This window comes from Rufibacter glacialis (assembly GCF_008271745.1).
Classification (GTDB): domain Bacteria; phylum Bacteroidota; class Bacteroidia; order Cytophagales; family Hymenobacteraceae; genus Nibribacter; species Nibribacter glacialis.
Map to the genome: position 1 here is coordinate 846,448 of NZ_VKKZ01000010.1, position 26,866 is coordinate 873,313.

At 47.0% G+C, this 26,866-nt stretch carries 18 protein-coding genes; 12 read left to right on the top strand and 6 right to left on the bottom strand.

The features are described 5' to 3' along the window. The first annotated feature begins 12 nt into the window (after positions 1–12). The 10 genes from FOE74_RS04365 (at position 13) to FOE74_RS21670 (ending at position 10,388) form a co-directional block, all read left to right on the top strand. Positions 13–1,200 carry a glycosyltransferase family 2 protein gene (locus FOE74_RS04365; protein ID WP_188686264.1) on the top strand — a complete coding sequence of 396 codons (1,188 nt, stop codon included), beginning with the start codon at positions 13–15 and terminating at the stop codon, positions 1,198–1,200. A gap of 51 nt (positions 1,201–1,251) precedes the next feature. Further along, entirely contained in the window at positions 1,252–1,896 is a 645-nt protein-coding gene (locus tag FOE74_RS04370) for an acyltransferase (RefSeq protein ID WP_225840631.1), read from the top strand. A gap of 344 nt (positions 1,897–2,240) precedes the next feature. Continuing rightward, positions 2,241–3,098, top strand: a complete 858-nt coding sequence (locus FOE74_RS04375) for a glycosyltransferase family 2 protein (protein WP_149097364.1) — start codon at positions 2,241–2,243, stop codon at positions 3,096–3,098. Positions 3,099–3,148: 50 nt separating this feature from the next. After that, positions 3,149–3,955: a glycosyltransferase family 2 protein gene (locus FOE74_RS04380; RefSeq protein WP_149097365.1), complete on the top strand. Its 807-nt coding sequence runs from the start codon at positions 3,149–3,151 to the stop codon at positions 3,953–3,955. A 261-nt stretch (positions 3,956–4,216) separates the two neighbouring features. Further along, positions 4,217–5,005: a glycosyltransferase family 2 protein gene (locus tag FOE74_RS04385; RefSeq protein WP_149097366.1), complete on the top strand. Its 789-nt coding sequence runs from the start codon at positions 4,217–4,219 to the stop codon at positions 5,003–5,005. A 42-nt stretch (positions 5,006–5,047) separates the two neighbouring features. Then, a complete protein-coding gene (locus FOE74_RS04390) occupies positions 5,048–6,484 on the top strand; it encodes an MOP flippase family protein (RefSeq protein ID WP_149097367.1) in 1,437 nt (478 codons plus the stop codon). Positions 6,485–6,558: 74 nt separating this feature from the next. After that, positions 6,559–7,518 (top strand): hypothetical protein, encoded by a 960-nt coding sequence (locus tag FOE74_RS04395; RefSeq protein ID WP_225840633.1) that lies wholly within the window; start codon positions 6,559–6,561, stop codon positions 7,516–7,518. A gap of 82 nt (positions 7,519–7,600) precedes the next feature. Continuing rightward, a complete protein-coding gene (locus tag FOE74_RS04400) occupies positions 7,601–8,839 on the top strand; it encodes a glycosyltransferase (RefSeq protein ID WP_149097368.1) in 1,239 nt (412 codons plus the stop codon). 155 nt (positions 8,840–8,994) lie between these two features. Then, positions 8,995–9,990 carry a glycosyltransferase family 8 protein gene (locus FOE74_RS04405; RefSeq protein ID WP_225840635.1) on the top strand — a complete coding sequence of 332 codons (996 nt, stop codon included), beginning with the start codon at positions 8,995–8,997 and terminating at the stop codon, positions 9,988–9,990. Positions 9,991–10,043: 53 nt separating this feature from the next. Next, positions 10,044–10,388, top strand: a complete 345-nt coding sequence (locus tag FOE74_RS21670; protein WP_225840650.1) for a GtrA family protein — start codon at positions 10,044–10,046, stop codon at positions 10,386–10,388. A gap of 699 nt (positions 10,389–11,087) precedes the next feature. Here the strand turns inward: FOE74_RS21670 and FOE74_RS04415 are convergent. The 5 genes from FOE74_RS04415 to FOE74_RS04435 all read right to left on the bottom strand — a co-directional run bounded on the left by FOE74_RS04415 (position 11,088) and on the right by FOE74_RS04435 (position 17,106). Further along, on the bottom strand, positions 11,088–12,557 hold the full coding sequence (locus FOE74_RS04415) for a hypothetical protein (protein ID WP_192576589.1): 1,470 nt from the start codon (positions 12,555–12,557) through the stop codon (positions 11,088–11,090). Between the two features lie 193 nt (positions 12,558–12,750). Next, positions 12,751–13,179 (bottom strand): twin-arginine translocation signal domain-containing protein, encoded by a 429-nt coding sequence (locus FOE74_RS04420; RefSeq protein WP_149097371.1) that lies wholly within the window; start codon positions 13,177–13,179, stop codon positions 12,751–12,753. Between the two features lie 92 nt (positions 13,180–13,271). Beyond that, positions 13,272–14,708 (bottom strand): GMC oxidoreductase, encoded by a 1,437-nt coding sequence (locus tag FOE74_RS04425; protein WP_149097372.1) that lies wholly within the window; start codon positions 14,706–14,708, stop codon positions 13,272–13,274. Between the two features lie 57 nt (positions 14,709–14,765). After that, positions 14,766–15,656 (bottom strand): UbiA family prenyltransferase, encoded by an 891-nt coding sequence (locus tag FOE74_RS04430; protein WP_229726135.1) that lies wholly within the window; start codon positions 15,654–15,656, stop codon positions 14,766–14,768. A gap of 718 nt (positions 15,657–16,374) precedes the next feature. Continuing rightward, positions 16,375–17,106 carry an HAD family hydrolase gene (locus FOE74_RS04435; RefSeq protein WP_149097374.1) on the bottom strand — a complete coding sequence of 244 codons (732 nt, stop codon included), beginning with the start codon at positions 17,104–17,106 and terminating at the stop codon, positions 16,375–16,377. A 954-nt stretch (positions 17,107–18,060) separates the two neighbouring features. On the opposite strand from FOE74_RS04435, the gene FOE74_RS04440 reads away from it, so the two are divergent. Both FOE74_RS04440 and FOE74_RS04445 read left to right on the top strand, forming a co-directional pair. Further along, positions 18,061–19,536, top strand: coding sequence for a glycosyltransferase family 39 protein (locus FOE74_RS04440; protein WP_188686260.1), 1,476 nt, complete (start codon positions 18,061–18,063; stop codon positions 19,534–19,536). A 388-nt stretch (positions 19,537–19,924) separates the two neighbouring features. After that, positions 19,925–21,592 (top strand): glycosyltransferase family 39 protein, encoded by a 1,668-nt coding sequence (locus FOE74_RS04445; protein ID WP_149097376.1) that lies wholly within the window; start codon positions 19,925–19,927, stop codon positions 21,590–21,592. 274 nt (positions 21,593–21,866) lie between these two features. Here the strand turns inward: FOE74_RS04445 and FOE74_RS04450 are convergent, their stop codons facing one another. Further along, positions 21,867–26,570, bottom strand: a complete 4,704-nt coding sequence (locus tag FOE74_RS04450; protein ID WP_188686257.1) for a carbohydrate-binding protein — start codon at positions 26,568–26,570, stop codon at positions 21,867–21,869. Between the last annotated feature and the right edge of the window lie 296 nt (positions 26,571–26,866).

Below are 26,866 nucleotides of genomic sequence, written 5' to 3' on the forward strand. Positions count from 1 at the left end.
AAACTACACCTTATGGATATTGTGGAAATAACCTTTTGGGTTGCTGTAGCCATCATCTTCTACACGTATGTGGGATATGGTTTGGTGGCTTGGGCGATGGCTAAAGTTCGTTTGTCCCGTCGTGGCAGCCCTGTGTTGGACGTTTATGAACCAGAGGTCACCCTGGTGGTGCCCGCCTACAACGAAGCTCCCATTCTGGATGAGAAGGTAGCCAATTGCCTGGCTATGGATTATCCCGCCCAGAAGCTCCAAATCATGTTCATCACAGATGGGTCCACTGATAATGCGGCCGAAGTACTCCAAAAGTACCCCCAGGTGCTCCACCTGCATTCCCCTTTAAGGGGAGGAAAGGCCATGGCAGAGAACAGAGCCATGCAGTACGTGAAGACCCCCTATGTGATTTTTACCGATTGCAACTCCTTTCTGAACCAGGAGGCGGTGAGGGAACTGGTGAAACATTACCAGGACCCCGCGGTAGGAGCCGTGTCTGGGGAGAAGAAGGTCATGTCTCTGGATTCTTCTCCGGGGGCCGGCGAGGGGCTGTACTGGAAGTATGAGTCGTTCCTGAAACGCTGCGATTCGGACATCTACAGCCTGATGGGAGCCGCGGGGGAATTGGTTTCTTTTAGATCAGCTCTCTACCAGCCCCTGGAAAAGGACACGATCCTGGATGACTTCGTTCAGTCCTTGAGGATTGTGGAGCAAGGCTACAAAGTGGTGTACGAGCCAAAGGCCTACGCTTCTGAAACCCCATCCACCTCCATTGCGGAAGAAATGAAGCGTAAAGTGAGGATTTGTGCCGGCGGCTGGCAGTCTATGGTGAGGTTGGGTTCTTTGTTGAATCCTTTCCATCAGCCGTTGGTAACGTTTCTTTACGTGTCGCACCGCGTGCTCCGGTGGAGTCTGACGCCGCTGCTGCTGGCCCTTTTGCTACCCTTGAATCTGCTGCTTGCCTGGCAGGTTGGGGGCATCTATTCCATCATATTGGCAGCACAAGTCCTTTTTTATGGCGCCTCCTGGCTTGGGTGGCAGGCAGAGCTGAGGGGCAAACGGGTAAAAGGTTTATTGATCCCTCTTTATTTCAGTATGATGAATCTGGCGGTTTTCGCCGGATTTTTCAGGTACCTCCGCAAAGCCCAGCCCGCAGCCTGGGAGAAAGCTGACAGAGCCATCATTCCTTCCACCAGTATCAGCCGATAAAAAGGCTCATCTGGTTTGTAAAGGTTTTTCTAAAACCAAACCGAAAAGAACTTGAGTTTCATCCAGAAAGTAAAAAAGGATCCTCGGCTAAAAGCCTTCGCGCTTTACCTGCTGATGCCTAAAAACCAGGCGAAGCCCAGATGGTGGGTGAGGCAGTTCATGAACCCTTTTTATCATAAAAAAGGAGTAAATGCCGTGTTCCAAGGTAAATCAAGGCTAGATGTATTGCCCTTCAATTCCTTCACCGTAGGGAATGACTCTGTTATAGAGGATTATGCGGTGGTGAACAATGGAATGGGCCACGTGCATATTGGCGAAGGCTCTTTTGTGGGCCTATTTGATGTAGTCATTGGTCCGGTAACCATAGGGAACCACGTCATCATTGCGCAGCATGTGGTCATTTCTGGCTTGAACCATGGGTATGAAGATGTACGGTTGCCTATTAAAGCCCAGCCCTGCTCCACCGCGGAGATTGTGATTGAAGATGAATGCTGGATTGGGGCAAACGCCGTGGTCACTGCAGGGGTCAGGATTGGGAAACACGCGGTGGTGGCTGCTGGCAGTGTGGTCACCAAAGATGTGCCTCCATATTCCATAGTGGGAGGCAACCCAGCGCGTGTTTTGAAAAAATATAACCCTGAAAGTGAAAAATGGGAGAAACCTCAGCCTGTGCTGACAGCTCAAGGAATATATTGAATCTGCCAGGAAGGGAGACAGGAGGGTCTTGAGACAAGCAGGATCTTGGTTCCGAAAGGATATGGAATCAAGCTTGTCAAGCTATACCAGCCCTCCAGATTTTCCGAAAGCTAGATCAGAGCACAGAGACCGGATTGCTCTTTAGGACATCAAAGGGCCAATTCAGCGAATGTGACCTGTAGAAAATAAACAAATTTTTATAGAAAGTTTCCTATTAAATTAAATAAATATTAGTTTTGTTTTAAATAGTAGGATTAAATTAGGAAGCCTGAGCCGGTAGTTTCTTAGGTTTTAAAGTGCAAGAACGAAGTTTGATTGCCAATACCTCTAATATAATTTGGTTTATGAGACAGTTTAAGAACCCAGACTGGATAGCTGATATAAAGTTCGAGTATGAAAGCTTTGAGCAGATTCCTTCTCATGTGTTTGACAGCATCAACCAGGACTTGGACAGGGTGCAGAGCAAAGAGCCTTTGGCAAGCATTGTGATTTCTGCCTGGAACGAGGAGGTGAATATTCTTAGAACGGTGGCGAGCCTGTCCAGAATGAAAACGCAAATCCCATTTGAGATTATCGTCATCAACAATAATTCACAGGACAGAACCCAGGACACCATTGACAGATTGCATGTCAAAGGCCTTTTCCAGGAAAAACAAGGCTGTGGCTTCGCCCGCCAAATGGGCCAGGAACAAGCCGCCGGTAAATATATCCTGCTGGCTGATGCAGATTGTTATTATCCCTCTTGCTGGGTTGATGAAATGGTGAAGGTGCTGCAGGAGCCTGGTGTGGTTTGCGTCTATGGAAGGTACTCGTTCATCAGTGAAGAAGGATTTCCAAGGTGGAAGCTTTTCCTTCTGGAAATGATGAAAGATGCGTTTGCTGAGATACGGCATATCAAACGGCCGTACTACAATTCCTTTGGCCTAAGCATGGGCTTTATCAGGGAGTATGGGTTAAAGGTTGGTTTTGTTCCTTCCAGGTGGCGGGGAGATGATGGGCAGCTTTGCCTGGGCCTGATGGAATATGGCAAGATAAAACAGGTAAGGTCTAACAAAGCCAGAGCCTGGACGGCCCCCAGAACCCTGAAAAGAACCGGCACCTTTTCTCAAGTAGTAAAAGAGAGAATCCTGATAGAGGCGAAGCGGTTCACCGGGAACTTCAACTCCCGCATGCCAGAAAACATAAGCATGTTAGACGAATAGGGTTTTGAACCCTAATGTTACCCAGGCAATTTTTTGACCTACCCAAGACTATGGCAGAAGCCCCAATGAATTTCCCCGACGTGACGTTGCTGGTGACCCACTACAACCGGAGCGGCTCGCTGGAGCGGCTGCTGGCGGGTTTCCGGGAGCGGGGCTGCTCCTTCGGGGAGGTGGTGGTGTCCGACGACGGGAGCCGACCCGAGCACCTGTCGGCGGTGCGGGCGCTGCAGGGGCGCTACCCGTTCCGGCTGGTGACCACGCCGCAGAACCGGGGGCTGGGGCACAACATCAACAAGGGGCAGGAGGCGGTGCGCACGCCCCTGACGCTCTACGTGCAGGAGGACTTCGTGCCCACGGCCGCCTTCGCGCCCCATTTCCTGGACGCGCTGGAGATCATGCGCCAGGAGGGGCAGTGGGACCTGATCACCTTCTACGCCTACTCACCCTACCCTTACCTGCGGCCCTACCGCCAGGGCTTCTCGGAGAAACTCTACAAGCCCTGGTACACGAATCCTTTAAAGTTCTACTACTATGGGGACCACCCGCACCTGCGGCGCAGCGACTTCCTCCAGAAGTTCGGCCGGTATGTGGAGGGAAAGAACGTGGATGAGACAGAACTGACCATGAGCCTGTCATTTATCAAAAACCAGGGCAAAGGCTTGATCTTCAATGACTGCTTTGCCCTGTTTGACCAAATAAATACGAATACCGAACCGAGTACCGCCACCTACCGCAAAAATTGGAGGGAGCAGCAAAATGCTTTCATTCTTTTCCTGCGCTGGGGATACTTGAAGTATAAATTCTTGCGGCTTAATTATAAGCTGCTGTTTACAGATAAGATAGATTATAAGGTGTAGGCTGCTCCCAAGATAACCCTTAGGTGAATGGAAGGTGAGATGAGGTAGAAACAAGCGTAGCCCATCTTCATCATGCCAGGTTGTTTAGGGGGTGTTTTTTGGGTTTTGTATAAAAAACAAAGCTTGGTAAGAAGTCCGAAAGGGGAGGCCGGCTGAATTTTCAGGTTGACGGAGTTGCAAAGGAGAATATCCAAATCAAAATATTAAAGGGAAAGAAAGCAGGTAGAGGTATAATCTTCTGCTTTTGACCTACCCAAGACTATGGCAGAAGCCTCAATGAATTTCCCCGACGTGACGTTGCTGGTGACCCACTACAACCGGAGCGGCTCGCTGGAGCGGCTGCTGGCGGGTTTCCGGGAGCGGGGCTGCTCCTTCGGGGAGGTGGTGGTGTCCGACGACGGGAGCCGGCCCGAGCACCTGTCGGCGGTGCGGGCGCTGCAGGAACGCTACCCGTTCCGGCTGGTGACCACGCCGCAGAACCGGGGGCTGGGCCACAACATCAACAAGGGGCAGGAGGCGGTGCGCACGCCCCTGACGCTCTACGTGCAGGAGGACTTCGTGCCCACGGCCGCCTTCGCCCCCCATTTCATGGACGCGCTGGAGATCATGCGCCAGGAGGGGCAGTGGGACCTGATCACCTTCTACGCCTACTTCCCTTACCCTTACCTGCGGCCCTACCGCCAGGGCTTCTCCGAGAAACTCTACAAGCCCTGGTACACGAATTATAAGAAGATCTACGCTTATACAGACCACCCGCACCTGCGGCGCAGCGACTTCCTCCAGAAGTTCGGCCGGTATTCTGAGGGAACAAAACCAGATAAGTCAGAATACCTGATGTGCGTGGCTTTTCTGAAAAAGCACGGGAAATGCTTGTTCTATAATGACTATAAAAGTTTGTTTTTGCAAGTCAATCCAGCTGATGAACCAAGCACCGTGGAGAGGAGCAAACTGAGCCAAAGCAATAATGTTTTTATCTCCATTATCAGAGATGTCTACCGCCAGGTGAAGTATAATTATGACTTGCATGTGGCAAAATTGAAAGAAAATTAAATCGCTATAAAAACCAAGGTGTTTTTGCCTTAATTATTAAAAATGGATAATAAACAGAAAGCCATAAATGGAGGGAAATGGGTGACAATCTCCACCGTGACAAATACTTTGTTGCAGTTTTTGCAGATTGCCATCTTAGCCCGCCTTTTAGACCCTTTGGCTTTTGGAGTGGTCAGTATCAGTACATTGATCATTAATTTTTTCAATATTTTCGCTAACCTGGGTTTCTCCAATTCCATTATCCATAAGCAGGAAAGTGATAGAAATATTCTGTCAACGTTGTATGGGTTGAATATTGGGTTAGGGATCATAATCTTTCTGCTGATCAATGCTTGTTCCTTCCTGATTGTTGATTTCTATGACGAGCCAAGGCTATACCGGGTATTAAGGGTTTCTTCCTTTTATTTTCTTATTGTCTACGTTGGTCAGATATATTCTATTCTCCTGCAGAAGGAACTGTTGTTTAAACCAGTCGCCATTATAGAGATTTTGGCGGTTTTAGCCGGTACGTCGGTGACCATTACCCTGGCGTATCTGGGGTTTGAAGAACTATCCTTGATCTATGGGCAATTAACCATGCAAGCGGTGAAATCGGTTTTGCAGATCATGTATGGGAAGAAGTTCTTTTTGCCAACTCTGCATTTTGACCTCAAGAAGGTAAAGGATCACTTAATGTTTGGCATATACAACGTGGGAGATGGCCTCTTCAACTTCTTCCAAAGTAATCTGGATACCATTGCTATCGGGGGGGTGCTTGGGGTTAAAATGCTGGGATATTACACCATTGCCTACCAGTTGGCTATTTTCCCAATCACCAGGTTGAATCCCATTGTGCTGCAGGTGGCGTATCCTGTCATTGCAAAAATGAAAACCAATACCCAGGAGTTAAAACGTTCTTACCTTAAGATATTGGATTTAGTGAGTTATGTCAACTTTCCTTTGCTGGCGGGATTGTACATCACAGCGGAAAGCATTGTGCCCCTGGTCTATGGCCCCGGATGGGAGCCCACCATTCACCTCATTAAAATCTTTGTTTTTGTAAGTGCTTTCTCCTGTTTGAGCCATCCGCTCTTCACTCTAGCCTATACCAAAGGAAAGCCAAACCTTCTTTTCTTTTTGAACCTGGCCACCCTTCTTGTAAAAATGCCCTTAGTGTATTTCCTGGGAGTCTATTATGGGGTTACGGGCGTGGCGGTCGCTTTCCTGCTTGCTACTTTCCTGAATTTCGTGTTGAATTTCGCTATTGTTCATCACCTGATAGGGAGCTTTTTGAAGGAGTTCTTCAAGATCATCATCAAGCCAATCACTTACTGCTTTTTACTTATTATGATGGTGTTTCTATATAAGTCCTTGATTGGGTACCAGGGATTGGTGAATACCATTGCAGAGATCACCATAGGAGGTTTGGTGTATATAGGGCTTACACTGTCTTTTAAGATGTCACTGCAAGAATTAAAAGCGCTTAAGAAGATGGTTTAGGCTTTTTAAAGTGCAGAGTGACTAACCCATTAATAAAGAAATAGATAGCATATAGGAAATAATTATTTATAAGTATGATGAGAAGGTTGATGCTTAAATCTTTGTATGTGGTGGCCTTGCTTAAATACCCTAGTATGCGCGATGATCTTCGGTATTTTGTAAGGGATAATTACTTCTGTAGGATAAACCAGTTTAAGTTTTTATTTAAAGACTACCTTCAGAAAAAGAAGTATAAAGTCACTAATTACCAGGGTGAGTTTGATCAGGAGTTGCGCTATGTCTTGCCTTTTGCCTACTGGCATTTCTTAAATGGAACGTTAGCAAAAACGATCTCTTCCAAAGATACCAAAGAGCTGTACTTCTTTAGTGAGAACCACGAGGAGCGGTATGAAAAGCGCATCTGGACGGAAACTTATAACTATTATGATGTGCCCAATATGACCCACAGCGCTTCTTTCAATTTTAAGAAATGGGCACCGGTTCCGTATAAAGCACACTATGCCAATTCAGTTTTTAAGTATGACAAGCCAGTATTGGTCATTGCCAATAAGTATAACATAGAGTGGGATCAGCCCCCAATTAATTTTTTTGACATCCCTACCCTAGATAAAATACTCACCAGATACAAGAACAAGTACCAGATCATCTACAACAGACCACTGTCCTCGCAGATAGTTTTAGATAACAGTGAGGTGTTGGATCTAAAGGAACATGCCTGGATTAAGGAAAAGCACCCCGAGGTGATTCTGATGAATGATCTGTACGACCAACATTTGGGAACTACGGTCAATAATTATAACCACTTGCAACTCATGGTTTATGCCAATGCAGACAGATTCCTTTCCATACATGGGGGGACCGCCATTTTAGCGTGCTGCTTTGGGGGAACCAATATTATTCTATCTAACCCTAAATGGGGCATGGAGGCCATATTCAATGAGTACGCTACCATCATGCCTAAGCTTTCCGGGGCGAAAGTAATCCATGCCCGAAACAGGCAGGAAGTCCTTCAGTATGTCTATGAAAATTATTGATTCTGCCTCCTTGAATAAAACGCTAGTACACAAGGCTCCGGCCCATGATTGAAGTTTTGACCCTTTTATAGAGTAGAACCAGATGAACAGAAAGTATGATATTGTGTTGGTTAGTACGTCGCGGTGGGATAATCCCTATTCTTCGGTAGGCTTCAGCTTTGCCAAAGAGTTCTCAAAAAACAACCGTGTGTTCTACATAGATCACCCTATTTCTGTCAAAGAGTTCTTGTCTGAGTACTCCAAAGGGGAAATGATCAAATCCCGGAAGCCGGCCCTTCTCTATGGCAAAAACAAATACCGCAAGATTGACGGGGCTTCTGATAACCTAACCATTGTGACTCCCAAGCTTACTTTACCCATCAATTGGTTGGGGGAAGGGGTAGTGTATAATTATCTGTCAAAACTGAATGACAGAATTGTCTATTCCACCATTAGGGAATTGATCAAGGACTATAATATCAAAGAGTATGTATTCTTTAATTCCTATGATCCGTTTTTCTTTGTCAACTTCCCTCAAGACATAAAACCCACCATAAAGGTCTATCAGACCATTGATGACATCAGCCAGGAAGCATACATAGCGAGACATGGCATCCGGTTAGAGAAGGAGCAGGCCTCTGGCGCAGATGTCACGCTGGCCACTTCCAGGGAATTGAGCCGGATCATGTCTAAGTATTCAAAGAAGGTATTCTGTGTTCCTAACGCTGCTGACTTCAGTCTTTTTCAGCGCGCGGTAAATGAGGAGCTGCCAAAGCCAACAGAGTTAATAGGAATAGACAAAAAGGTCATTACCTATACCGGTAATATAGGAACCCGTATTAATTATTCTATTCTGATGAAGGTGGTGAAGGCCCATCCTGATAAGATCCTGATGATGGTGGGGCCTACCAGCACCGATGACTACAAGAAGGTAGGGCTAGAGAAGTTCCCCAACGTTATTTTCACTGGGGCTAAAGATATAAATGAGTTGCCAGCCTACCTGCAACACAGCGATTGTCTGCTTATTCCTTTTGAATACAGTTTGCTGACCAAAAGTATTTATCCACTCAAGGTAAATGAATACCTGACAGCAGGTAAACCGGTTATCTCTACCGCTTTTTCAGATGATATAAAAGATTTTCAAGACGTAGCCTACATCGCAGAGAACGAAGACCAGTTTGTCTCCATGGTTGACCTAGCCCTTCAGGAAGATTCTGACGAATTAGTGGAGAAACGCATCAAAAAAGCGATGACCAATACCTGGGAGGCACGGGTACACCAGTTCTGGAACATTATTGAGGAGGTAGAAATGGCACAAGAGAAAACCGGTGCCTTGTACTAATATTTATTTATCATTATATTTCATAAATATACCTACTAAACTGTCTGATACTTAAGCTATTTGGTGGAATCCTTTTCCCTTTGGAGGAGGCTGCGTCTCTTGAAGTGGTATGAGATTTCTGACTAGATGTTAAGTAAGCGCAAGCCTAAAAAGATATGAGAGAAGCAGATACCATAACGATGATGTGTGTGTGTGATGATCACTATTTCGTGCTGTTAGCTGCTTTAGTAAAATCAATTGAGGTCAATCATATTACAAGTGAACACCTGCTGTTTTACATTGTGGAAGACTCTGTCTCAGAGCAGAACAGAAACAAGCTGCTGGCTTCCATTGATGAAACAAAAACCTCCTTGCGCTTTGTCAAAATGGAGGAGTTTGCCCCCAAGAATGTAAAACTGCCGGTAGACACCAGCTCTTACCCTTCCAATATCTACATGCGCCTCTTTATTCCTTATTTCTTACCTAAGGAAATGGAGAAGGTGATTTATTTAGATGTAGATATGATTGTATTGAAAGACATTAGTATTCTGTGGCACCAAGAGATGGGGAAGAACATCATAGCGGCCGTGCAGGACCCCTGGGTGAAGATAGTGAGTAGGTGGGGTGGGGTAGAGAATTACCAGGAGTTCAACCTGCAGGAACAGGCCAAGTATTTTAATACCGGCCTTTTGATCATGGATCTGAAAAAATGGCGCGATAACGATGTTACCACCAAAGTGATACGTTGTGTGAATGAGAATAAAGAGCATGCCCATTTCCCAGACCAATATGGATTGAATGTGGTACTCGCCAATGACTGGATGGAGCTTGATCCTCTATGGAACTGTTTCGCCTACCATGAAGGTCATCATCCTTATCTGATCCACTTCTCCGGAAGGAAGCCTATCTACAGGTCTTATAATTTCAAAGAAGAATATAGGGCTATCTTTTTTGAATACCTGAAAATGACCAGGTGGTCAGAGTTCAGGCCTATTGGGGAAACAAAGAGGTACCTTAAAAAACTAAGTAACTTTATCAATAAGTTGGGTAAGTTCAAAAGTAATCCAATTATAACCAATGTTAGCTCTAGTAATAGATATAAGATCATGGTTGACAGAGTGAAAAATATCTATAAATTCAAGATAATTAGTATCATAAATTTAATTCTTTGAACTCGAGGGTTGTTTTCTCCAAAGCCGCTCTACAAGCAGTCCGGTTTGTACTAGTGGGTGCCTTCTGTGCAGCATTTGACTTTTTGCTCTATGCGTTGATGGTAGAATTCCTAGGGGTTTACTATGTCTTTGCTACGGTCTTTTCTACGGTAATAGCCATTGTCCTAAATTATTTTCTGACTAGAAAATGGGTTTTTAGCAGTAGCAAATATTCGTTTAAGTATGAGTTCTCCTCCTTCGTTTTGTTTTCCCTGGTAGGTTTGCTCCTTAACCTCGGGCTGATTTTGCTTTTTGTGGAGAAGATCCAGATGAATCCTTTATTAGGGAAATTACTGGCCATTGGGTTGGTTTCTGTTTTTAACTACTTTTCCAAAAAGAAGCTTGTTTTTGGAGAATAGAATAGAGCGTTATCCAGGTCAGGCTATCCGTCAAGCTGGGGTGAAAGTTCCTGATCATCAAGATGATCTCCGAAAGAATTTCTCTCAGATCCTAATGCCTGCCTGCTTCGCTACCATTCTGTCATCTGGACCCAGGCCAAACCAGCACTTTTCCTTCCGTCAGCTTTCTGGATTATTTACGCTCCCTAGAAACTAAGGCTTCAAGTTGCTACTACAGCAACAGCTTGAGAGCAGAATCCTTTACCTTGTGTTTTTTAGGTGCTGCCAGGCACCTTTCTCGTTTTCAACCATTATAGTTTGCCATTGGTGTGCATCTGGCAAAGAGCAAGAAAGCAAGAGATCTGGGCCTCGTTTTTGGAAACTATGCAAAAAAGGTCGAGGCCTCAATTTATTTTTAAGTCACCCTGTGAACTGAGCTGTCTGCACCACCTTAAGCAAGGTAACTGCCTCAGACAAACGAAAGCACTTAGGGCCAATGCTGGCTAAAGGTGCTTCCTTTGGCCCAAGGCAATTGCCTCTTTGTAAGGCATGGTGGTAGAAAGGTTTTATCCAGCAAGTAAGGTGTGTGAAGTCGATCTTTTTCCTTCCCCTATTCCCATTGGAAGGACTGCTAGAACTGGTTAGGTAAGGCTGAAAAGGAAATGAAAACACGTCTGCCTTGCCAACCTGGCAAGGCAGACGTTTCAATTATGAAGAGGATCAATGGGTGCACTCTTGTTCACCGTTTTTCATGAAATGCCGGAAGTCCATGACCTTGTCCAGTGCGTAAGACCCCGAGAGCAATTCGTGGGTAGCGCTTGCTTTGCTTAGTTCAAAGGTGCTTTTTTCTCCATTCCGGAGGTAGGTGACCTGGGCGGGTAAATGCTTCTTCACGTGTTTCCTGAACTGGAAGAAAACCAGCAATTTTCCTTCGTCAGCCATTCTCTGCAGGTACGGGTCTGAGGAGGAGACAATTTCTACTACATCTTTTTGGTAGTCAAATATCTGTGTGCTGATGGGGGCAAGGAGGTGGTTGGTGACGCCTCCTTCGGTGCGTAAATTGGAGAACATGGCGTAAGATGATTCTGTTTTCAAACCTAAATATGGGCTGAGGCCATTGAGAAAGGTGATCAAAGGGAGTAACAAGAGCGTGTAATGGGCGAAGGAAAAGGCGCCTTTTTCTTCCGTGTCATCTTTCGTTCTCATAGACAGGATAAAGATGATCATAAAGGAAACACTGTAGGCGGTCCAGATGACGTGGCGGAAATAATCTTGGAAGGCCCTAGTGTAAATGTTGATCAAGGCCAACGCGAACAGGATGGAGAAGGTGAAGAGGGCAAAGTTCACCAAGTTGAATTGAAGCAGCCTGTTCTTAAGGACTGATTTTCGTTTAATGGTCTGGCTGTAAAAAGAATAGATTTTGTTGCTGAAATTGGTGCTGGTGAACAAAAAGTAAAGGGCCAAGATAGTCGCCGAGAAGTCATAGAATCCATTCAAGGGGTTGTAGGCTAAAACCCAATGGAACACCAAGCCCAGCAAAATGCCCCAATACCGAGTTCTCCGGAGGCAAAGGAGCAGCGGGATCAAGGCTTCAATGGTTAGGGTCAGGTATATGTTAAGCGCCAACAAGGTCTTGCTGGTGGGCAGAATGTCATAATAGCTGTTCTGGAGCAACAGAAACCTGACGGCGCAACTGGCCTCAGTGTCTAAGAACCCGGAGTTTAATTTATGGAAGATGGCAAAAAAATAGAGGACTATAACCTCCATTTTCACCAAGGGGGCGAAAATATTCATCAACTCCACCTTGTCAATAAAGAAGCTTCTGCGCTTTATAATGAGGTAAATATAGGATTGGATTATGGTGAGGTTGACGAAAGCCGCTATTACCCAGTGGTTTGAAGTCCTGGGCATGTCTGTGGCTGCCTGGTAGATCTGTAAAGAAATAAAGATCAACAGCCTTACCGTGGAAGAAGGTTTTGCTATGAGGGTAATAGCTGAGGCCGTCAGCAGAAAGAAGGTAAGGTTAATGGAGAACCCATTAAAGTTGGCCATGTGAAAGATAGAGGCAATGGCCCAAAGGCAACAGAAGATCTTATACTTAAGGTGCGAGGCAAAGTATTTCCCGGGCGAGTTGACCTCACTTAAGTAGTTGTAGTAATTGATCTCTTTGCCGGTTAAGGCTTTCTTCAAGGTTAAAGGTGGGCTGCTCATCTAGTTTCTGTTTTTAAGCCCTGTTCAAAAAGTAGCCTCTTTTCCAAGCGATAATTAATGCCGCAAGGGCAATTGCCTGGGTAAGAAGAAGTCTGTACAGAGCGGATGTGGCGAGTATTGATTTACCGGTGCTTTTTCAAGGATTAAAAGAACATGGGGATAGCCTATTATTTTACATAGGCGGCTGGGGGTAATAAGAAGCGGAAAAAGGATTACCACAGGGCCGTGCATAGGGGGTATAGACCCCCAGGTATTTGACAAGCCTTGTTTCATCCATCTTGTTCAAGAAGAAATCAGTGGATAAAAGGTAATGCTGAACCAAGTCTGTGACCATCTGAGAATTTTTGATGTTGAGGCGTAGATAGTAGATAGACTTGAGGTTGATCTGAGCCCTTAGGTTATCCTTGATGTAATGCGACTTGAAATAATCTTTTACAAACTGCTCTACCCCATTTTTATCTAGCTTAAGGTAGTGGAGCTCCTTCATGATGACCCCAACTGCGGCTTCCTGGTTGGAAGTATAGACATACCCTAAACTAGGAACTGTTACCATCACTGCCCCAGCAAAGCCTGTTACCTTAAGAAATGATCGTCTGTTCATATGCTATTCTTCTTGTTTTATAGGTTTTCAGGTACCAGCAGATTTTGGAATGCTGCCTTGGTTCCTTTGTTGGCCTCTCGTCATCTTTTCTCTCAAAAGGTTTTATCTGCAGCATAGAGGGACAAGGCAGATAAAGTGAGGGTAGGGTTGGCGGGTGTGTACGTTGTAAAGCTTCCGCTGCCCAGTACAAACAGGTTCCGGTATTGGTGGTGCCGCAGGTGTTGGTCTACCACACCTTCAGCAGGGCTCCTGCTCATTCTGGTAGAGCCTAGAATGTGGGCCTCAGATTCAAAAGGGGCAGCATATTCTATCCGTTCCACAGGAAGGCAAGACAAAATGCCTGGCACCTTGGCTTTCATATGCTCAATTCCCCGCCAGGCATACGCGGAAGGACCTTTAAAATGGATGGCAGGTCTAAGGGGATCCTGGGTAGTAGAAACGTAGTTATGCGCTTCTGGCAAATCCTCAAACACCATTCTGAATTGAGCAATGTGCCGCCATTTTCCCTGCTCTAACCTAAAGTAGGGTGCATTATTGGATTCCATGAGGCAAGCGGCCACATCTCTTCTGTGCTGCCCATCATATAGCATATACCCATTGGCGTTAACCCAAGTGCTGCCTCCTGTGTTCTCTAAGTTCTCTAAGTACACGGTGGCCAATAACCCGATCTGCTCCCCTATGCCTTGGCCCGTGAAAGGATTGGTGTCACCAGAGTTCAACAGAAGGTTGGCGTTGAACAGGGCATTGGTGCCAAGTGCTATCACTTCTGCTGCTACATGGAATTCTCTTTCATCCTTAAGATAGTTTACTCTTCTGGCAACGTTTTGCTCCAGGTCCAGGCTATAAACCTGGGCCCCATATAATAGCTCAACCCGTGGGTCTTCATACACGCCCATGGCTGAATTCTCAATGGTGAATTTGGCATTCACCGGGCATACGTGACACACCGTGCTGGCACAGCAGGCGCCTCTGCCTTTTGTGGCTACACTGGCCCGGGCAGTAGGCTGAGGCACGTATAAGTTCCCGTATTCTTGATGCAGGATCCTGTCAACGGTACTGAAGGAATGGGGGGGCAAGGGGTACGGCGACTTCTTAGGGAAAGGGGTTTGGGCTGGCCCCGAGATAGACATGAGCTCCTCCACCTGGGTGTAGTAAGGATCCAGGTCATCATAGGCTATGGGCCAGTCCTTTCCAATGCCGTACAAGGTATTCATCTTGAAGTCAGAGGGCATAAAGCGGGGCGTACACCCGTACCAGCAATTGGAACTTCCGCCAAAACCTTGGGTGAAAACCCAACCTTTCTTTTTATTATGGTTGTCAAAAGTGCTGTCAGAGTCTGGGTTAAATGAAGCATATGGGGTGGCTTCCCCTCTTTTCTCTTTTACCCGTTCTGCGTGAGGGAACAAATGGCCCTTTTCCAATACCAGAACCTTGGCCTTGGGTGAGGCTTTCTTTAAGTATTGATGCAGGAAAAACGTGGATGCGAAACCTGTGCCTACCACCACCAGATCATAAGACGCTTGTTTCATAACCAGAAGAATAGTGTAAGTCTGCTCACGGCGGGTAGCATGCTGCGAAATTTTAGCTTAGAAGGAGTGTTTCAGGAACCAGTTCAACGACGGGATTTCTATGTACACCAATGCCATCAGCAGCAGCGTGAAAAACACCACGTAGAGCATGAAAGAGGTCTCTTTGTGCAGCTTTTCCGGCCCTTGTACCACAGAGTCTTTTTGAAGGCCAATCTTCAGATACCAGGCAAATAATAAGGCAAAGAAGGGGAAGCTGATAAGGAGTTCCACCTTGTTCTTGATCAGGAAAATACCCAGGAAAAAGGCCGACGTAAGGGCGTAGAAGAACATGGAGATCAAGAGGCTGTTCTCTGTGTAGCGCTTGAAAGATTTGCGGTACAAGCCCGCTAGTGCCGGATTGTTGATGTAGCGGTACTCAGCAAACCTTTTGGTGGCCATTAGAAAGGCGCCTCCCATCCAATAGGCGAGAATGATACTGCTAGGTGGAATAAAGGCCCAGGCCGGATCAAGCAAACTGGCGGGAAGCAAGGCCGCGGGCACGAAAATGAACCAACCCAGCGCTAACCGGATAGGGTTATTCACCGACTCAGAAAGTACATCCAAGTACACCCGTTCTTTGGTGCGGATAGGCCTTACGTTGTACATGATGCCCATAAAAAGCAGAAAGGCTTCCAAGGCTAGAAACTGAAGGGAGATAAAGTAGGAAAGGCCTAATCCAAGAGCGGCAAGGGCAACATATTCTGAATACACTATGGCAGGGCTTAGAATGGTCACTACCGCAGATCGTTTCTTTTTCTCTGGGTGATACCGGTCAAATTCGGCATCTAAGTATTCATTGATGGTGTAATTGGCAGAGGCGATAAGACAGGTGCTGGCAATGCCCACCAGAATCCGGAAAAGAAGCTCAAAGTCTAAGGGGGTGTCGTATACCAAAAATGCAAAAAGCATACCCGGTAACATAAAGATGTTTTTAAACCAATGATCTGGCCTGGCAATAGCGACATATTCCTTAAAACCAGCCGGTTTGAGTACAATCTCCTGTTTGGGGGCCTCTGGAAAAGTAAATGCTGAATTCATTGGCGAGTTAAACTATTGTATATGGTTTATTATAAAAGACTGAGAGGCATATCCATGCTTTTATGAAGCAAAGAACCAAGTTTGGCTTTACCTTATTGGTGTTATATTAAAGCTTTGATTCGTATTAATATAATGTAGTAAATAGGTCAAAATCGTGCCAACGTTATAAAAAATATTAGTTTATTTTAAAACTGACTCTGAGCTTCTCCTTTTATCTGATTTCTTACTATTTGCCCAGGAAGGAAATGGCGTGAAATTGTTTTCAATCAATAGGTTTTCCCAGAATGAAACTATTTATCCCAGTTTGAACTGATCTTGGTACATATTTAGGAGGTAAAAGCGCTGGTCTTTCAATCCTTTTTGGAAATAAATTTTCTGCCAAACCTTATAGTAACTGCTGGGTTAAATAGTTTATAAAAGCAGGCACTACAACGTGAATTAAACTCTTAAGATGATATTATGTAAAGTAAAAAGAAAGATATCCCTGTCATTATATCTTTTGATAGAATTAGACAAGTCAATACTTTATTAAGCAGTAAAATGAGAGCTTTAGAAAAGCTTTTATTTACTCTTATCTAATGGTAACTAATTAATGGTGAGCTAATTCCTGCTGTAGCTTGTAGTAGAAATCAAACTGTTTAAATGGATTTTTCTCTACAAGAACAAAAGGCATATGAGCGTTAAGAGCGCATTCACCATCTAATTCCTGCCGATCACCTATAAATAGGCACTCCTCTGGAAGAACCCCCAGTTTTTGGGTGATAAACACCAACCCCTGGGGGTGAGGCTTCAGGTGATCAACCTCTTTGTCTGTGGAGCAAACTACTATATCTGCTGAAAGACCCATTGCCCTTAGTTTGTCCTCTGCCTTATAATCAGAATAAATGCCAATGAGAAGCCCTCGCTGCCTTAGGGTGTCCATAAAGGCCTGAACGCCCGGATAGAGACAGTCTAACAGGTATTTATTAGGATAACGAAACATCCAGTAATCTACTACTGCCTTTATTCGGGGGAGGGAAAAGTCGCCTTTGGCGGCACACCATTCATATTGAGCGCCTTCTAGGTTGGGAATAGTGGTCCCTGCTTTTCTTTCCCGTTCCGCTCTGAAATGGTGGAGGATTAAGAGGTCTTTCCATTTCCAAGGTCTTTGTGAATAGTGCTTTAACAAACAAAACAGCATCTTTTTTCTAAGAATGGATTGGGAATATAAGGTGCCATCTACGTCAAAAATGACCACCTTAATTCTCTGCCAATCAATCTTTCCCGAGAAGTCTTCTAACTCTGATATTCTGCCTTTTCCGGCTATTTGCTCTGCTAACATAAACGGTCAATGTGGAATGGCAACCTTTGTAAATAAGGATGTTGATAGGGTTTTGCGATTAGTTTTTAAAATTCATGATAAAACCGGAAAGATCTTAACTCGGTATCTGCTGCAATTAAAAGTAAGTTCCTCTAAAGAACGTCATGGCGTGCAGGAAGTCTAACCTCCTGGTAAAGCAGGTAACACTTTCTGTTCCCGAAAAAGAAACAGCCCTTTTTGATTTAATAAACGAGTGACTGTGTGGAAAATAGCATACCCTAGTGCTGCTTTTATTGAGCGTAATCCTGGTTTTTCTAAAGGTATTTTCTAAAATCCTGATGTTATGGTTCATGACTTTATAAGGGGCAGGTAAATCTCACTTACCGCCTATGTGCTACAATTCAGTGGCGAGAAGCAAACTCCTACAGGGGAAAACCTTTCGTTTAAACCAAACTCCAAAACAAGGAGGCAACAACAAAAATTTTCCATTTACCTAAAGTGTTGGATACAAATAAGTTACATCATTTTTTAAAATATCATCTGTTTGGTTAAAGTTTATATGGTTAGAGTACAAAAGTAGTTATTACATTTGGATGTTGCTAATAGTAATTATAAAAATTTTGGTATTGTATTTGTTTTCAATTCGGCAGCTTGAAGAGATGGTACCATGTGGAGACGGCAAGGCTTCAATCTTACTACATCACCCAACCTGGATCATCAGTAATGAAACTCCACGAAAGGTGAAGGAAACCGTAATTGATCTGTTTTATGGAAATATATTATAAAGCTGCCCCTGTACTAGTTCATAAGAATGAAAAAAGCCCTGTCGCTATTGCCAGCACACCCAAAAGTTTTGGCTGGGTAAAGCTGACTTGGGTTTTGCTTGCCTTGGGCATCTTGATACGGTTGTTTCATTTCCTGGATAACAGGTCACTTTGGCTAGATGAGATTTATCTGGCTTCCAGCCTTGTTAAAATGGATCTATGGGAACTCACCTTTTCTTATCTGGAATATGAGCAGAAAGCTCCCGTAGGTTTTCTTTGGATGAGTAAGATAGCCGTGCTCTTGTTTGGGAACAGTGAAATGGCTCTCCGGTTATTCCCCTTGATCTGTGGTATTGCTTCTTTATTCCTTTTTGTACCGGTAGCCCGTCATTTCCTAAACCCTTTGGGTGGAGCAGTGGCAGTAGGCATAATGGCATTCGCCCCGCCCATAGTTTACCACAGCGTAGAGATAAAGCAATACAGCGCTGAGCTATTGGCTACTATTCTGTGCCTCTATTTATACACCCATTACCACAGAAAAAGGCTGCTCTCTTCCCTCATGATGTGGGGAGTATATGGGGCGGCCATTATTTGGTTTTCTTTTACCTCTATCTTCATTTTGGCTGGTATGGCCATGGGGGTTACCCTCTACCACCTGCTTAGGAAGGAATGGGGGACCGTGTTCAGGATGGTGCTTCCGTTCAGTTTATGGTTGATCAGTTTTGTCATCAACTACTGTCTGTTCACTTCAAAACTGACAGATGCCGCCTGGCTGGTCCATTATTTTAAGATAAGGAACTCCTTTATGCCGTTTCCTCCCTCTTCTTTTAGTGACGTGGTCTGGCCCTTCCAGTACCTGGGTACCCGGTTGCTGCATTACCCATTGGGGTTATTGTGGGATGTGTCTTCTATTGAGAACGAGGTGCTGCAGTATGTTTTAAGACGTCCGATTTTTGCCGTTACCTGTTCCGTCTTTGGGGTTCTCTTGATTTTCAAAAGAGACAAGAAACTTCTGCTGGTTTTGGGGTTCCCCTTTTTGCTGCTCCTGATTGCTTCAGCGCTGGAGGTCTATCCTGTTTGGGAGCGGTTGACGGTGTTTCTGGCGCCCCTTTTGATTCTGATCATTGCGGTAGGCTGTGAACGCCTGGCTTATTTCTCCCGGCAGTTTGACCGCCGCCTAGGTTTCTATTTGGTGCTGCTGCTTTTAGCGGCTCCTTTCTATACGTCATTGAAACAGGTGCTCATGCCCCAGAGTTTTGGGGAGTATAAAAAGTCATTTTTCAGAGAGGCGCTGCTGGAGATAGACAAACACTACCAGGCTGGGGACCAGGTCTATATCTACTGGAATATCCAGACGCCCTACTTATACTATAAAGATGTACTCGGGCTCAAATTCAAAGGCTTTGAGGGAAGCGATTTCAGGAATGTCTCAGAAGGTGCCAACGATTACCTCACGAAGGTAGCTGCTGAAATTAAAAGCCTTAATAAAAATAAGAGGCTTTGGGTCCTCTACAGTAAAAGGCTGAGCATGAATATAGGGGAGTTTGAGAACAACTCAGGTTGGTATGTGCAGGAGGTGCTAGAGGCGCAGAAACTTCATATGAAGCTACAGGGGCTGGGCCAGCAGGTGGAATCTTTTGATACCCAATACCTGAACGTCAGTTTGTATGAGCTGCGGGAGGAGTAGGTGCAATCCTCGTTCTGCTCTCCCCAGGCTTAAATGATAGTTTAGACGTCTCCGGCGAACTCACGGCTTAGCTATAACCAGGTAAAAGTAAATAAGCATCTATCGCTTTATAAGTGCCCTCAAGTATAGTTTGCTTTGACTTAAAGTGCCTGGGTATTAATAATGGAGAGGGGAGAAGGGCGGCAGAGAACCTTTATCCCAGCTCTTTTTTGATGGCCTAGCGCGTATCCTGCTCCTGCTAAGGATTGGTTTAAGGCGTGTTTTCCTGAAAACGCGCCTAAAATGAAGTTGGTATGCTAAGCCCTTGGGGAGGAGGTTCTGTTTTTGCCTTATTCTCTATAAAGTAGCTTATAACCGCATCACTATACACCAAACAGACCAATGACCTATGTATCTTCTCTCTAAGGTGGTAGCGCCAATTCTTACCAAACGCCCTGAATCTGTCCTGCGTTATGGAAACAGCAAATCCACTACCATGCGGGACCTCTATATGGTGTTTATCATCATGGCTGGGATTTTACTCCGGCTGTTCCATTACCTGGATAACCGGTCGCTGTGGCTAGATGAATTGTACCTGGGGATAAGCCTGATAAAAATGGATTTCTGGGAATTAGCTACTCAGCCGTTGGCCTATGAGCAGAAAGCTCCTTTAGGCTATCTATGGACCGTGAAATTCTGCGTGTTGTTGTTTGGCAAAGGCGAGATGGCCTTGCGCTTATTCTCCTTGCTGTCGGGCATTGCCACCTTATTTGTCTTTGTACCCGTGGCCCGATATTTCCTGAAGCCTTGGGCGGCGCTGGTGGCGCTGGCCCTTCTGGCCTTGGCAACCCCGGTGGTGTACCACTCTGTAGAGGCCAAACAATATGCCACAGAATTATTGGCTTCGGTGCTCGCCCTCTTCTTTTACCTGCGGTACCACCGGCAAACTGAGATAGGCCCTCTGTTGAAATGGGGAGTGGCTGGAGCCGTCTTGCTATGGTTCTCGTACTCGGTCATCTTCGTGCTGGCGAGTTTGGCCATAACTGTCAGCTTAGACAAAATATTGAAAAGGAAGTGGGGTAGGCTGTTCAGATACGGGTGGGCTTTTGTGCCTTGGCTCCTTAGCTTTGGTGTCATTTATGGGCTGTTTTTGGGCAAGACCAAAGATTCGGCCTGGCTGATCCATTTCTTCCAGCATTACTATGATGCTTTTCTGCCGCTGCTTCCTACGTCGCTTAATGATCTGAAGTGGTTTCCTGCCAAGGCTCTCTCCCTTCTGAAAAACCCGATGGGTCAGAATGCGCTGCACTTGCATTGGCCCTATGCATATGTTCTGGAGCATTTGCGGGTAGTTCCTTTCCTTCTTATGGTAGGTGGGGCCTTGCTGCTGGCTAAAAAGAACAGAGAACGGTTTCTGGTGCTGGTGATGCCTGTTCTACTGGTGCTCTTTGCCTCAGGCCTCAAGCTTTATCCTTTCCATGAGCGCTTCCTGCTGTTCTTGTTCCCCATGTTTACCCTGCTCACCTGTTATGGTGCCCAGGCGCTGAACTCCTTTTGGGGGAAACGCCAGAAAATGCCATTGGTCCTGGGTTGCTTGCTGCTGACACCTGCCGTCTGGAATACTGTTTGGGAGGTCTACAACCCGCGCCTGTTTACCCGAAAGGAAGCCAGCCGTGAAGCCTTGCTCTTTATCCAAAAGAATTACCAACGGGGAGATGTAGTGTACGTGTACTGGAATATGCGGCAAGCGTATGCGTATTATCAGGAGGCTTATCAACTTACTTTTCCGGTGATTCAGGGAAAAGACGTGAAAAACGCATCTGCTACCCAAACTGATTACCTCAAGAACCTAGAGCCCGATTTTCAGCAGGTAAAAAGCCATAAGCGGGTGCTGTTTCTGTATAATGAGTACATCAAAAGCGATATTGGGCAATTTGTGGGGCAGCCCACGTGGTACTTCCAATCGGTGCCTGGTAAGATGCTGGAGCCTGCGTTTGAAACATTGGGCAAGAAGTTGTCTCAGGGGTTCAATGCCATTGGGGCGGTGGTGTCTGTATATGACGTGTCACCCAATTAAAATAATGCCCAAGCCCACCGCCCTACTTGGTTCCAGTCGGAAAACTCTGGTTTTTGTGAGGTGGTACTCCCTGTAACAGGGTGGTGGCCGAAGTTGGGTGGGGCTGTGGCCTGCTTTCATCAGCAGGTTAACTTAGCCGTAAGGAAATAAACTAGTAAACACACAAGAGGAAGGGCAAACGCGAGTTGTGACAATAAAAAAGGAGCCTTCCTTGAAAGGCTCCTTTTTGAGAGAATGAGTCACCGTTATAAGAGTGGGTGACGGCTAAGGACTGTTACTGAACTTTAAAGAATTTCTTCACATCTTTTCTGCTTCCTTGGGTGATCTCAATCACGTAACCACCAACTGGTAACGCTTTCAGGTTGAGGTTCTGGTGGAAAGCAGGAGTGGTTTTCTCAAATTCCAGCGTCTGGTAAAGTTTGCCAGAGGTCATGCTGGTGATTTTCACCTCCACTTTGTTCGTCACATCCTCGCTCTGCAGGTCAATGTTGATGGACTCAGAGGTAGGGTTAGGGTACAGGTTCACCGTGCCCAGACCCGTATCAACTTTTGCCATGCTGGAAGAAGTAGCGCTCACTGAGGCGGAGGTCTTGACAAAGATCGGAGTCTCTGTCACGCTGATGTTCACTTTGCCCCCAGAGGTAGGCACTCGCTGCATGGTCATCTGGTCGCTGCCGGCTCTTGGCGTGTAGATGTAGGCGTAAGCTGCGCTGCCTAAATCCAGGGTATACGTCGCTGTTCTACCTTTCTCATCCGGAATCCAGCAGGCATACACTTTGTCAGAGCCGTTGGTGCCTTCCAAGATATACGGGTCAGTACTCAAGGTTCTGTTGTAGATATAAGATCCCATCAGATCACCGGCTTGCTTGAAGAAGTCTGCCGCTGGCCGTCTCGTCTGGTCGTTGTTGATGAAACCTGAACGAGTGTATAAGTCCCACGAGGTGTTGAGTGGGGTGTCATACAGCATGTAATACATGGTTCTGTCTACGCCTACCTTCCAGTTCAACAAGGCAATGCGTAGGTTCCAATCAGCCTGGGTGATGTCCTGGCTTTTAGATCCTATGGCTATGGCCGCCTGAGAGGAGGTAGAGCGGGTGTCATAGCCTGTCTCCGTTTGCCATACTTCCACACCTGGGAGCTTTTCCTTGGCGAATTTCACAAACCGACCCGCAATTTCCTCAATGCCGCCCAACTCAGGTGCTACCCCTCTGGAGCCGCTGTGTTGCTGGCCGCCATTGTTGAGGTAGTTGTGGAAGGCGATGATGTCTGCCGGGAAGTCTACAATGGCGGCTCCGTTCTTGTCCAGCAACAGGTTGCCATTGCTGTCTTTCTTGTATCCTCTGAACTCTCTGCACCAGTCCAGCATTCCCTGGAAGTAGTAGGTATTGGCCAAGGCGATACCGGTGGTGACCACTTTCATATTGGGGTCTGCATCTTTGACGCCTACTCCTGGTCCTAAGGCCCCTTTGTGGCCGTCATAGAAGGCACTCATGTTGGCGGCATACTCACGGCCTGTCTGGTAGCCTTGTCTGCCTTTCCACCACTTGTCGCGCTCATTGTCGTGCTGGATGTAGGTTAACGTGCCCAATCCTACCTTCAGGTTATTGATAGAAGAGGACGTCTCGCCGTTGGAGGAGGTGTATCTAGAGCTTTGGACTTTGGCTTTGGTGAGCAGGTACTCTGTTCTGCTGGAGCCGTCAGCGTTTCTACCGGTGCCATAGCGGGCTGCCGTCTGGAAACCTAACTGGGCGTTCTCTTTATAAGAAGCCGGGTCTTCAAAGTTGGCGCCGTAATAGACCGGCACTTTTTCCATGTCACGCTCCCCAGACGGGTAAGATTGCAGCATAGGGCCAGATTGACCTCTTATACAAGCCAATACCGGAAGGTTGTGGTCTTTCAGGGTAGAGAAGAGGATGTCGTAATTCCACCAGCCAGCAGAGGTTGGGTTGAACGTGTACACCTCGCGGCTTGCCTCAAAAGTGGTAGCATCCATGTAAAAGCGGAAGCCTCCAATGAACGGTTTAGCAGCTTCCAGTTTAGAGGGAACTACCGTGCTCTGGGAGTTAGGGTCTGTGAAGTCCCATACAAAGCTGTTGTTGCCCAAGTGGTTCTTGAAGGGCTTTTTTGGCACAGATTCAAAAACTTTGGCCGGTTTAGGAATATAAGACCCTACAATGGATACCTCCCTAGGCATGTACGTAGGCCCTTTTCTGATAATCCAGCTGATTTCAACGGGCTCATCCAATGGCGTAGTCGGGAAGTTGGAGTACTGCAGGTAAGGCTTTCCTCTGTGTTTGCCCAGCAATACCCGGTCTTTAGGGAATTTTCCCTTGGGAACGTAATACCATTCAGCGTCTGCCGTGCCGTAGTCCCCAAAGCTGTTGTTGAAGATTTGCAGCTGGGAAAGTTTCACATGGTAATCTCTCACGTCAAAATAGGTTTCTGCCACTTCAAGCAGCATCCCGTGGCCATATTCCACCCAGTCCGTGTTTTTGTCTACCAAGGCATCCAGGTAGCGGGTGTTGTTCAGGTTGTATACATCGTATTTCTCTATGGGTACAATCCCGGTTACGCGGTTGGCCTCGTTGCCCTTTTTCAAGGCAGGGTCCTCGTCATCATTGGAGGCAAGACCGCCCGCGTTGGTAGACGTAACCGATAAGCTCCGTGCTACACTGGTGGCTGCCTTGTACGTGCTGCTACCAGCCTGTGAGGCGGTGATGCTGGTGGTGCCAGTACCCACCACTTTGGCTAACCATTTTCCAGTGGAGTTAGAGACTGAAACCACAGAGGTGTTAGAAGAGGAAAAGATGATAGGCGTGGAGGTGTTGGTGCTGGAGGCAACCAATTCAAATGGGGCATCGCCGAGTACTTTCCCACCCAGGGAATGGAAGGTGATGACCGCTTGGGGTAAACTCTTAGCCGTCTCTATCCAGTTCAGGTTAAAGCCTCCTTTGACTATCTGAAGGCGCAGGGTCTGCTCACCAGCCAGAAGATTCACAACCGCCTCAGTGGTGGCATATGTTTGCCAGCCGCCGGTGTTGGGGACGTCAGTAGAGCCCAACACGGTTCCGTTGGCTGCTCTTACCTCAATGAACCCGGTGCTGCTAGGTGAAGCCACCCGGAAACCTAAGGAGTAAGTACCTGCCGCGGTCACATTTACTTTGTAGTCTAACCAATTGTTGTCACTGATGTAGCCTAAGTTCTCTCCTCCGCCCGTGTCACCGGTGGTCTCTTTTTGGATGGTGCCAGAGAAAGCGTCATAGCTTTCTGCCTGAATCAGGCCGGGAATGGGTTTAGAAGCAGAAGGCGTGGGGCTTGGCATTGGAGTAGGGGCCCCTGCCACAGTCTGCACCTGGCTTACGCTGTTGGCGGCGGTATAACCAGCGCTGGCAGCTTGGGAAGCAGTGATTGTTGCTGTTCCAGCGGCCAATACCGTGGCTCTCCACTTCCCAGTCGCGTTAGAGACAGAGACAACAGAAGGGTTAGAAGAGGTGAACGTGATAGGAGAAGCAGTGTTATTGCTGGATGCCACCAAGTCAAAGGCCGCATCACCCACTGTTTTACCTGGCAATGCAGCAAATGTGATAAGAGAGGGTACCAGCGCCGGTGCCGGAGCAGCTGCCACGCTCTGAGTCTGGCTCACATTGTTGGCGGCGGTGAAGCCTGTACCAGCCGCCTGAGAGGCAGTGATGACGGCCGTTCCTGCGGCATGAACCGTAGCTAACCACTTACCGGTTGCATTGGACACAGATACCACGGCTGGGTTTGAGGAAGCGAAGGTGATGGCTGTGGCAGCGTTGGTGCTGGAGGCCACTAAGTCAAAGGCTGCGTCGCCTACGGTTTTGCCAGGGAGGCCGCCAAAGGTGATGACTGCCTGGGGCAGGCTAGCGGTAGCCGCGGAAGCCTCAAACCAGTTGAAGTTCCAGCCGCCCCTGGTGGCGAAGAAGCGCAGGGTTTGCTCACCAGCCGGCAAGCTCACTGTCGTCTGTACGGTAGTATAGATGTGCCAGCCGCCGGTCATAGGAACGGACACCGTGGTTAATACTGCCCCGGAGGAGGAGCGCACTTCCACGCTTCCGCCACCAGGAGAGGCCACGCGCAGAGCCAGGCTATAGGCCCCGGCCGAGGTAACGTTTACCCGGTAGTCCATCCAGTCGCCGTTGTCTATGTAGCTTAAGTTTTGGCCGCCGCCCATGTCACCGGTCGTCTCGCGCTGCACGCCGCTCATGGCGTCGTAGGCTTCTGCTTGGATAAGGCCGGGAATAGGCTTAGGAGGCGTTATGGGTGCTGGTGCCGGGGCAGCTGCCACGGTAAGGGATTGGCTCACGCTGTTAGCAGCGGTAAAGCCAGAGCCTGCAGCCTGGGAGGCCGTGATGGTGGCAGAGCCGGGTCCAGCCACGGTTGCTACCCACTTGCCGGTGGCGTTAGACACGGCCACAACAGCTGGGTTAGAGGAGGCGAAGGTGACGGGCGTGCCGGTATTGGTGCTGGAGGCAGTCAGGTCAAAAGGCGCGTCGCCTACGGTTTTTCCAGGCAGGGCACCAAAGGTGATAGACGCTTGGGGCAGGGTAACTGGGGCAGTGGCAGTCGCCTCAAACCAGTTAAGGTTCCAGCCGCTTTTAGGAGCAAAGATCCGTAGGGTCTGCTCTCCGGCTGTCAAGTTTGCCGTGGTGCGCACGGTGGCGTAAGAATTCCAACCGCCAGTGGCTGGCACGGGTAAGGCGGCTAGGGTTGTGCCAGAGGCTGAGCGTATTTCTATGCTGCCTGATCCGCTAGGAGAAGAGACCCTGAAACTGAAGGTATATTTTCCGGCAAAGGCCACATTTACCTTGTAGTCGGCCCAACCATTATGCTTGACATTGCCTAACTGTTGCCCTCCACCAGTATCATTCGTGTTCTCTTTCTGCATGCCGCTCATGGCGTCATAGCTTTCTGCCTGGATCAAACCCGGCAGTGGTTGGTGCGTGGCAAAAGCCATGAATTGATTTAGTAGATCAGCATACGTAGCAATGCTGCTGCTGCTACTTTCAGTGGATGTGTTTGCCTCGCCAGTTTCTTCAAAAGCAGTATTCCCTTTTGAGAAAACTAAGTTTCCAGAAGGCCATAAGTTTTGAATAAGGTGGTTGAGACTCCCGGTCCGCTTTGATAGTAAAGCCTGCTCTTTGTGAAAGTGGCCAGATAGGGATGATGAATTAGTCCTGATTTTATCCTTTGAATGGCCTGTTTGGCCTATCAATGTAAAGAAAAGAAGAATTAGTAATCGTTGCTTAAACA

What these genes read in the sequence shown, in the direction of transcription:
- FOE74_RS04365 (WP_188686264.1), top strand. Translation starts at nt 13, where the DNA reads ATGGATATTGTGGAAATAACCTTTTGGGTTGCTGTAGCCATCATCTTC.
- FOE74_RS04375 (WP_149097364.1), top strand. Translation starts at nt 2,241, where the DNA reads ATGAGACAGTTTAAGAACCCAGACTGGATAGCTGATATAAAGTTCGAG.
- FOE74_RS04380 (WP_149097365.1), top strand. Translation starts at nt 3,149, where the DNA reads ATGGCAGAAGCCCCAATGAATTTCCCCGACGTGACGTTGCTGGTGACC.
- FOE74_RS04385 (WP_149097366.1), top strand. Translation starts at nt 4,217, where the DNA reads ATGGCAGAAGCCTCAATGAATTTCCCCGACGTGACGTTGCTGGTGACC.
- FOE74_RS04390 (WP_149097367.1), top strand. Translation starts at nt 5,048, where the DNA reads ATGGATAATAAACAGAAAGCCATAAATGGAGGGAAATGGGTGACAATC.
- FOE74_RS04395 (WP_225840633.1), top strand. Translation starts at nt 6,559, where the DNA reads ATGATGAGAAGGTTGATGCTTAAATCTTTGTATGTGGTGGCCTTGCTT.
- FOE74_RS04400 (WP_149097368.1), top strand. Translation starts at nt 7,601, where the DNA reads ATGAACAGAAAGTATGATATTGTGTTGGTTAGTACGTCGCGGTGGGAT.
- FOE74_RS04405 (WP_225840635.1), top strand. Translation starts at nt 8,995, where the DNA reads ATGAGAGAAGCAGATACCATAACGATGATGTGTGTGTGTGATGATCAC.
- FOE74_RS04420 (WP_149097371.1), bottom strand. Translation starts at nt 13,179, where the DNA reads ATGAACAGACGATCATTTCTTAAGGTAACAGGCTTTGCTGGGGCAGTG.
- FOE74_RS04425 (WP_149097372.1), bottom strand. Translation starts at nt 14,708, where the DNA reads ATGAAACAAGCGTCTTATGATCTGGTGGTGGTAGGCACAGGTTTCGCA.
- FOE74_RS04430 (WP_229726135.1), bottom strand. Translation starts at nt 15,656, where the DNA reads ATGCTTTTTGCATTTTTGGTATACGACACCCCCTTAGACTTTGAGCTT.
- FOE74_RS04435 (WP_149097374.1), bottom strand. Translation starts at nt 17,106, where the DNA reads ATGTTAGCAGAGCAAATAGCCGGAAAAGGCAGAATATCAGAGTTAGAA.
- FOE74_RS04440 (WP_188686260.1), top strand. Translation starts at nt 18,061, where the DNA reads ATGGATCTATGGGAACTCACCTTTTCTTATCTGGAATATGAGCAGAAA.
- FOE74_RS04445 (WP_149097376.1), top strand. Translation starts at nt 19,925, where the DNA reads ATGTATCTTCTCTCTAAGGTGGTAGCGCCAATTCTTACCAAACGCCCT.
- FOE74_RS04450 (WP_188686257.1), bottom strand. Translation starts at nt 26,570, where the DNA reads ATGGCTTTTGCCACGCACCAACCACTGCCGGGTTTGATCCAGGCAGAA.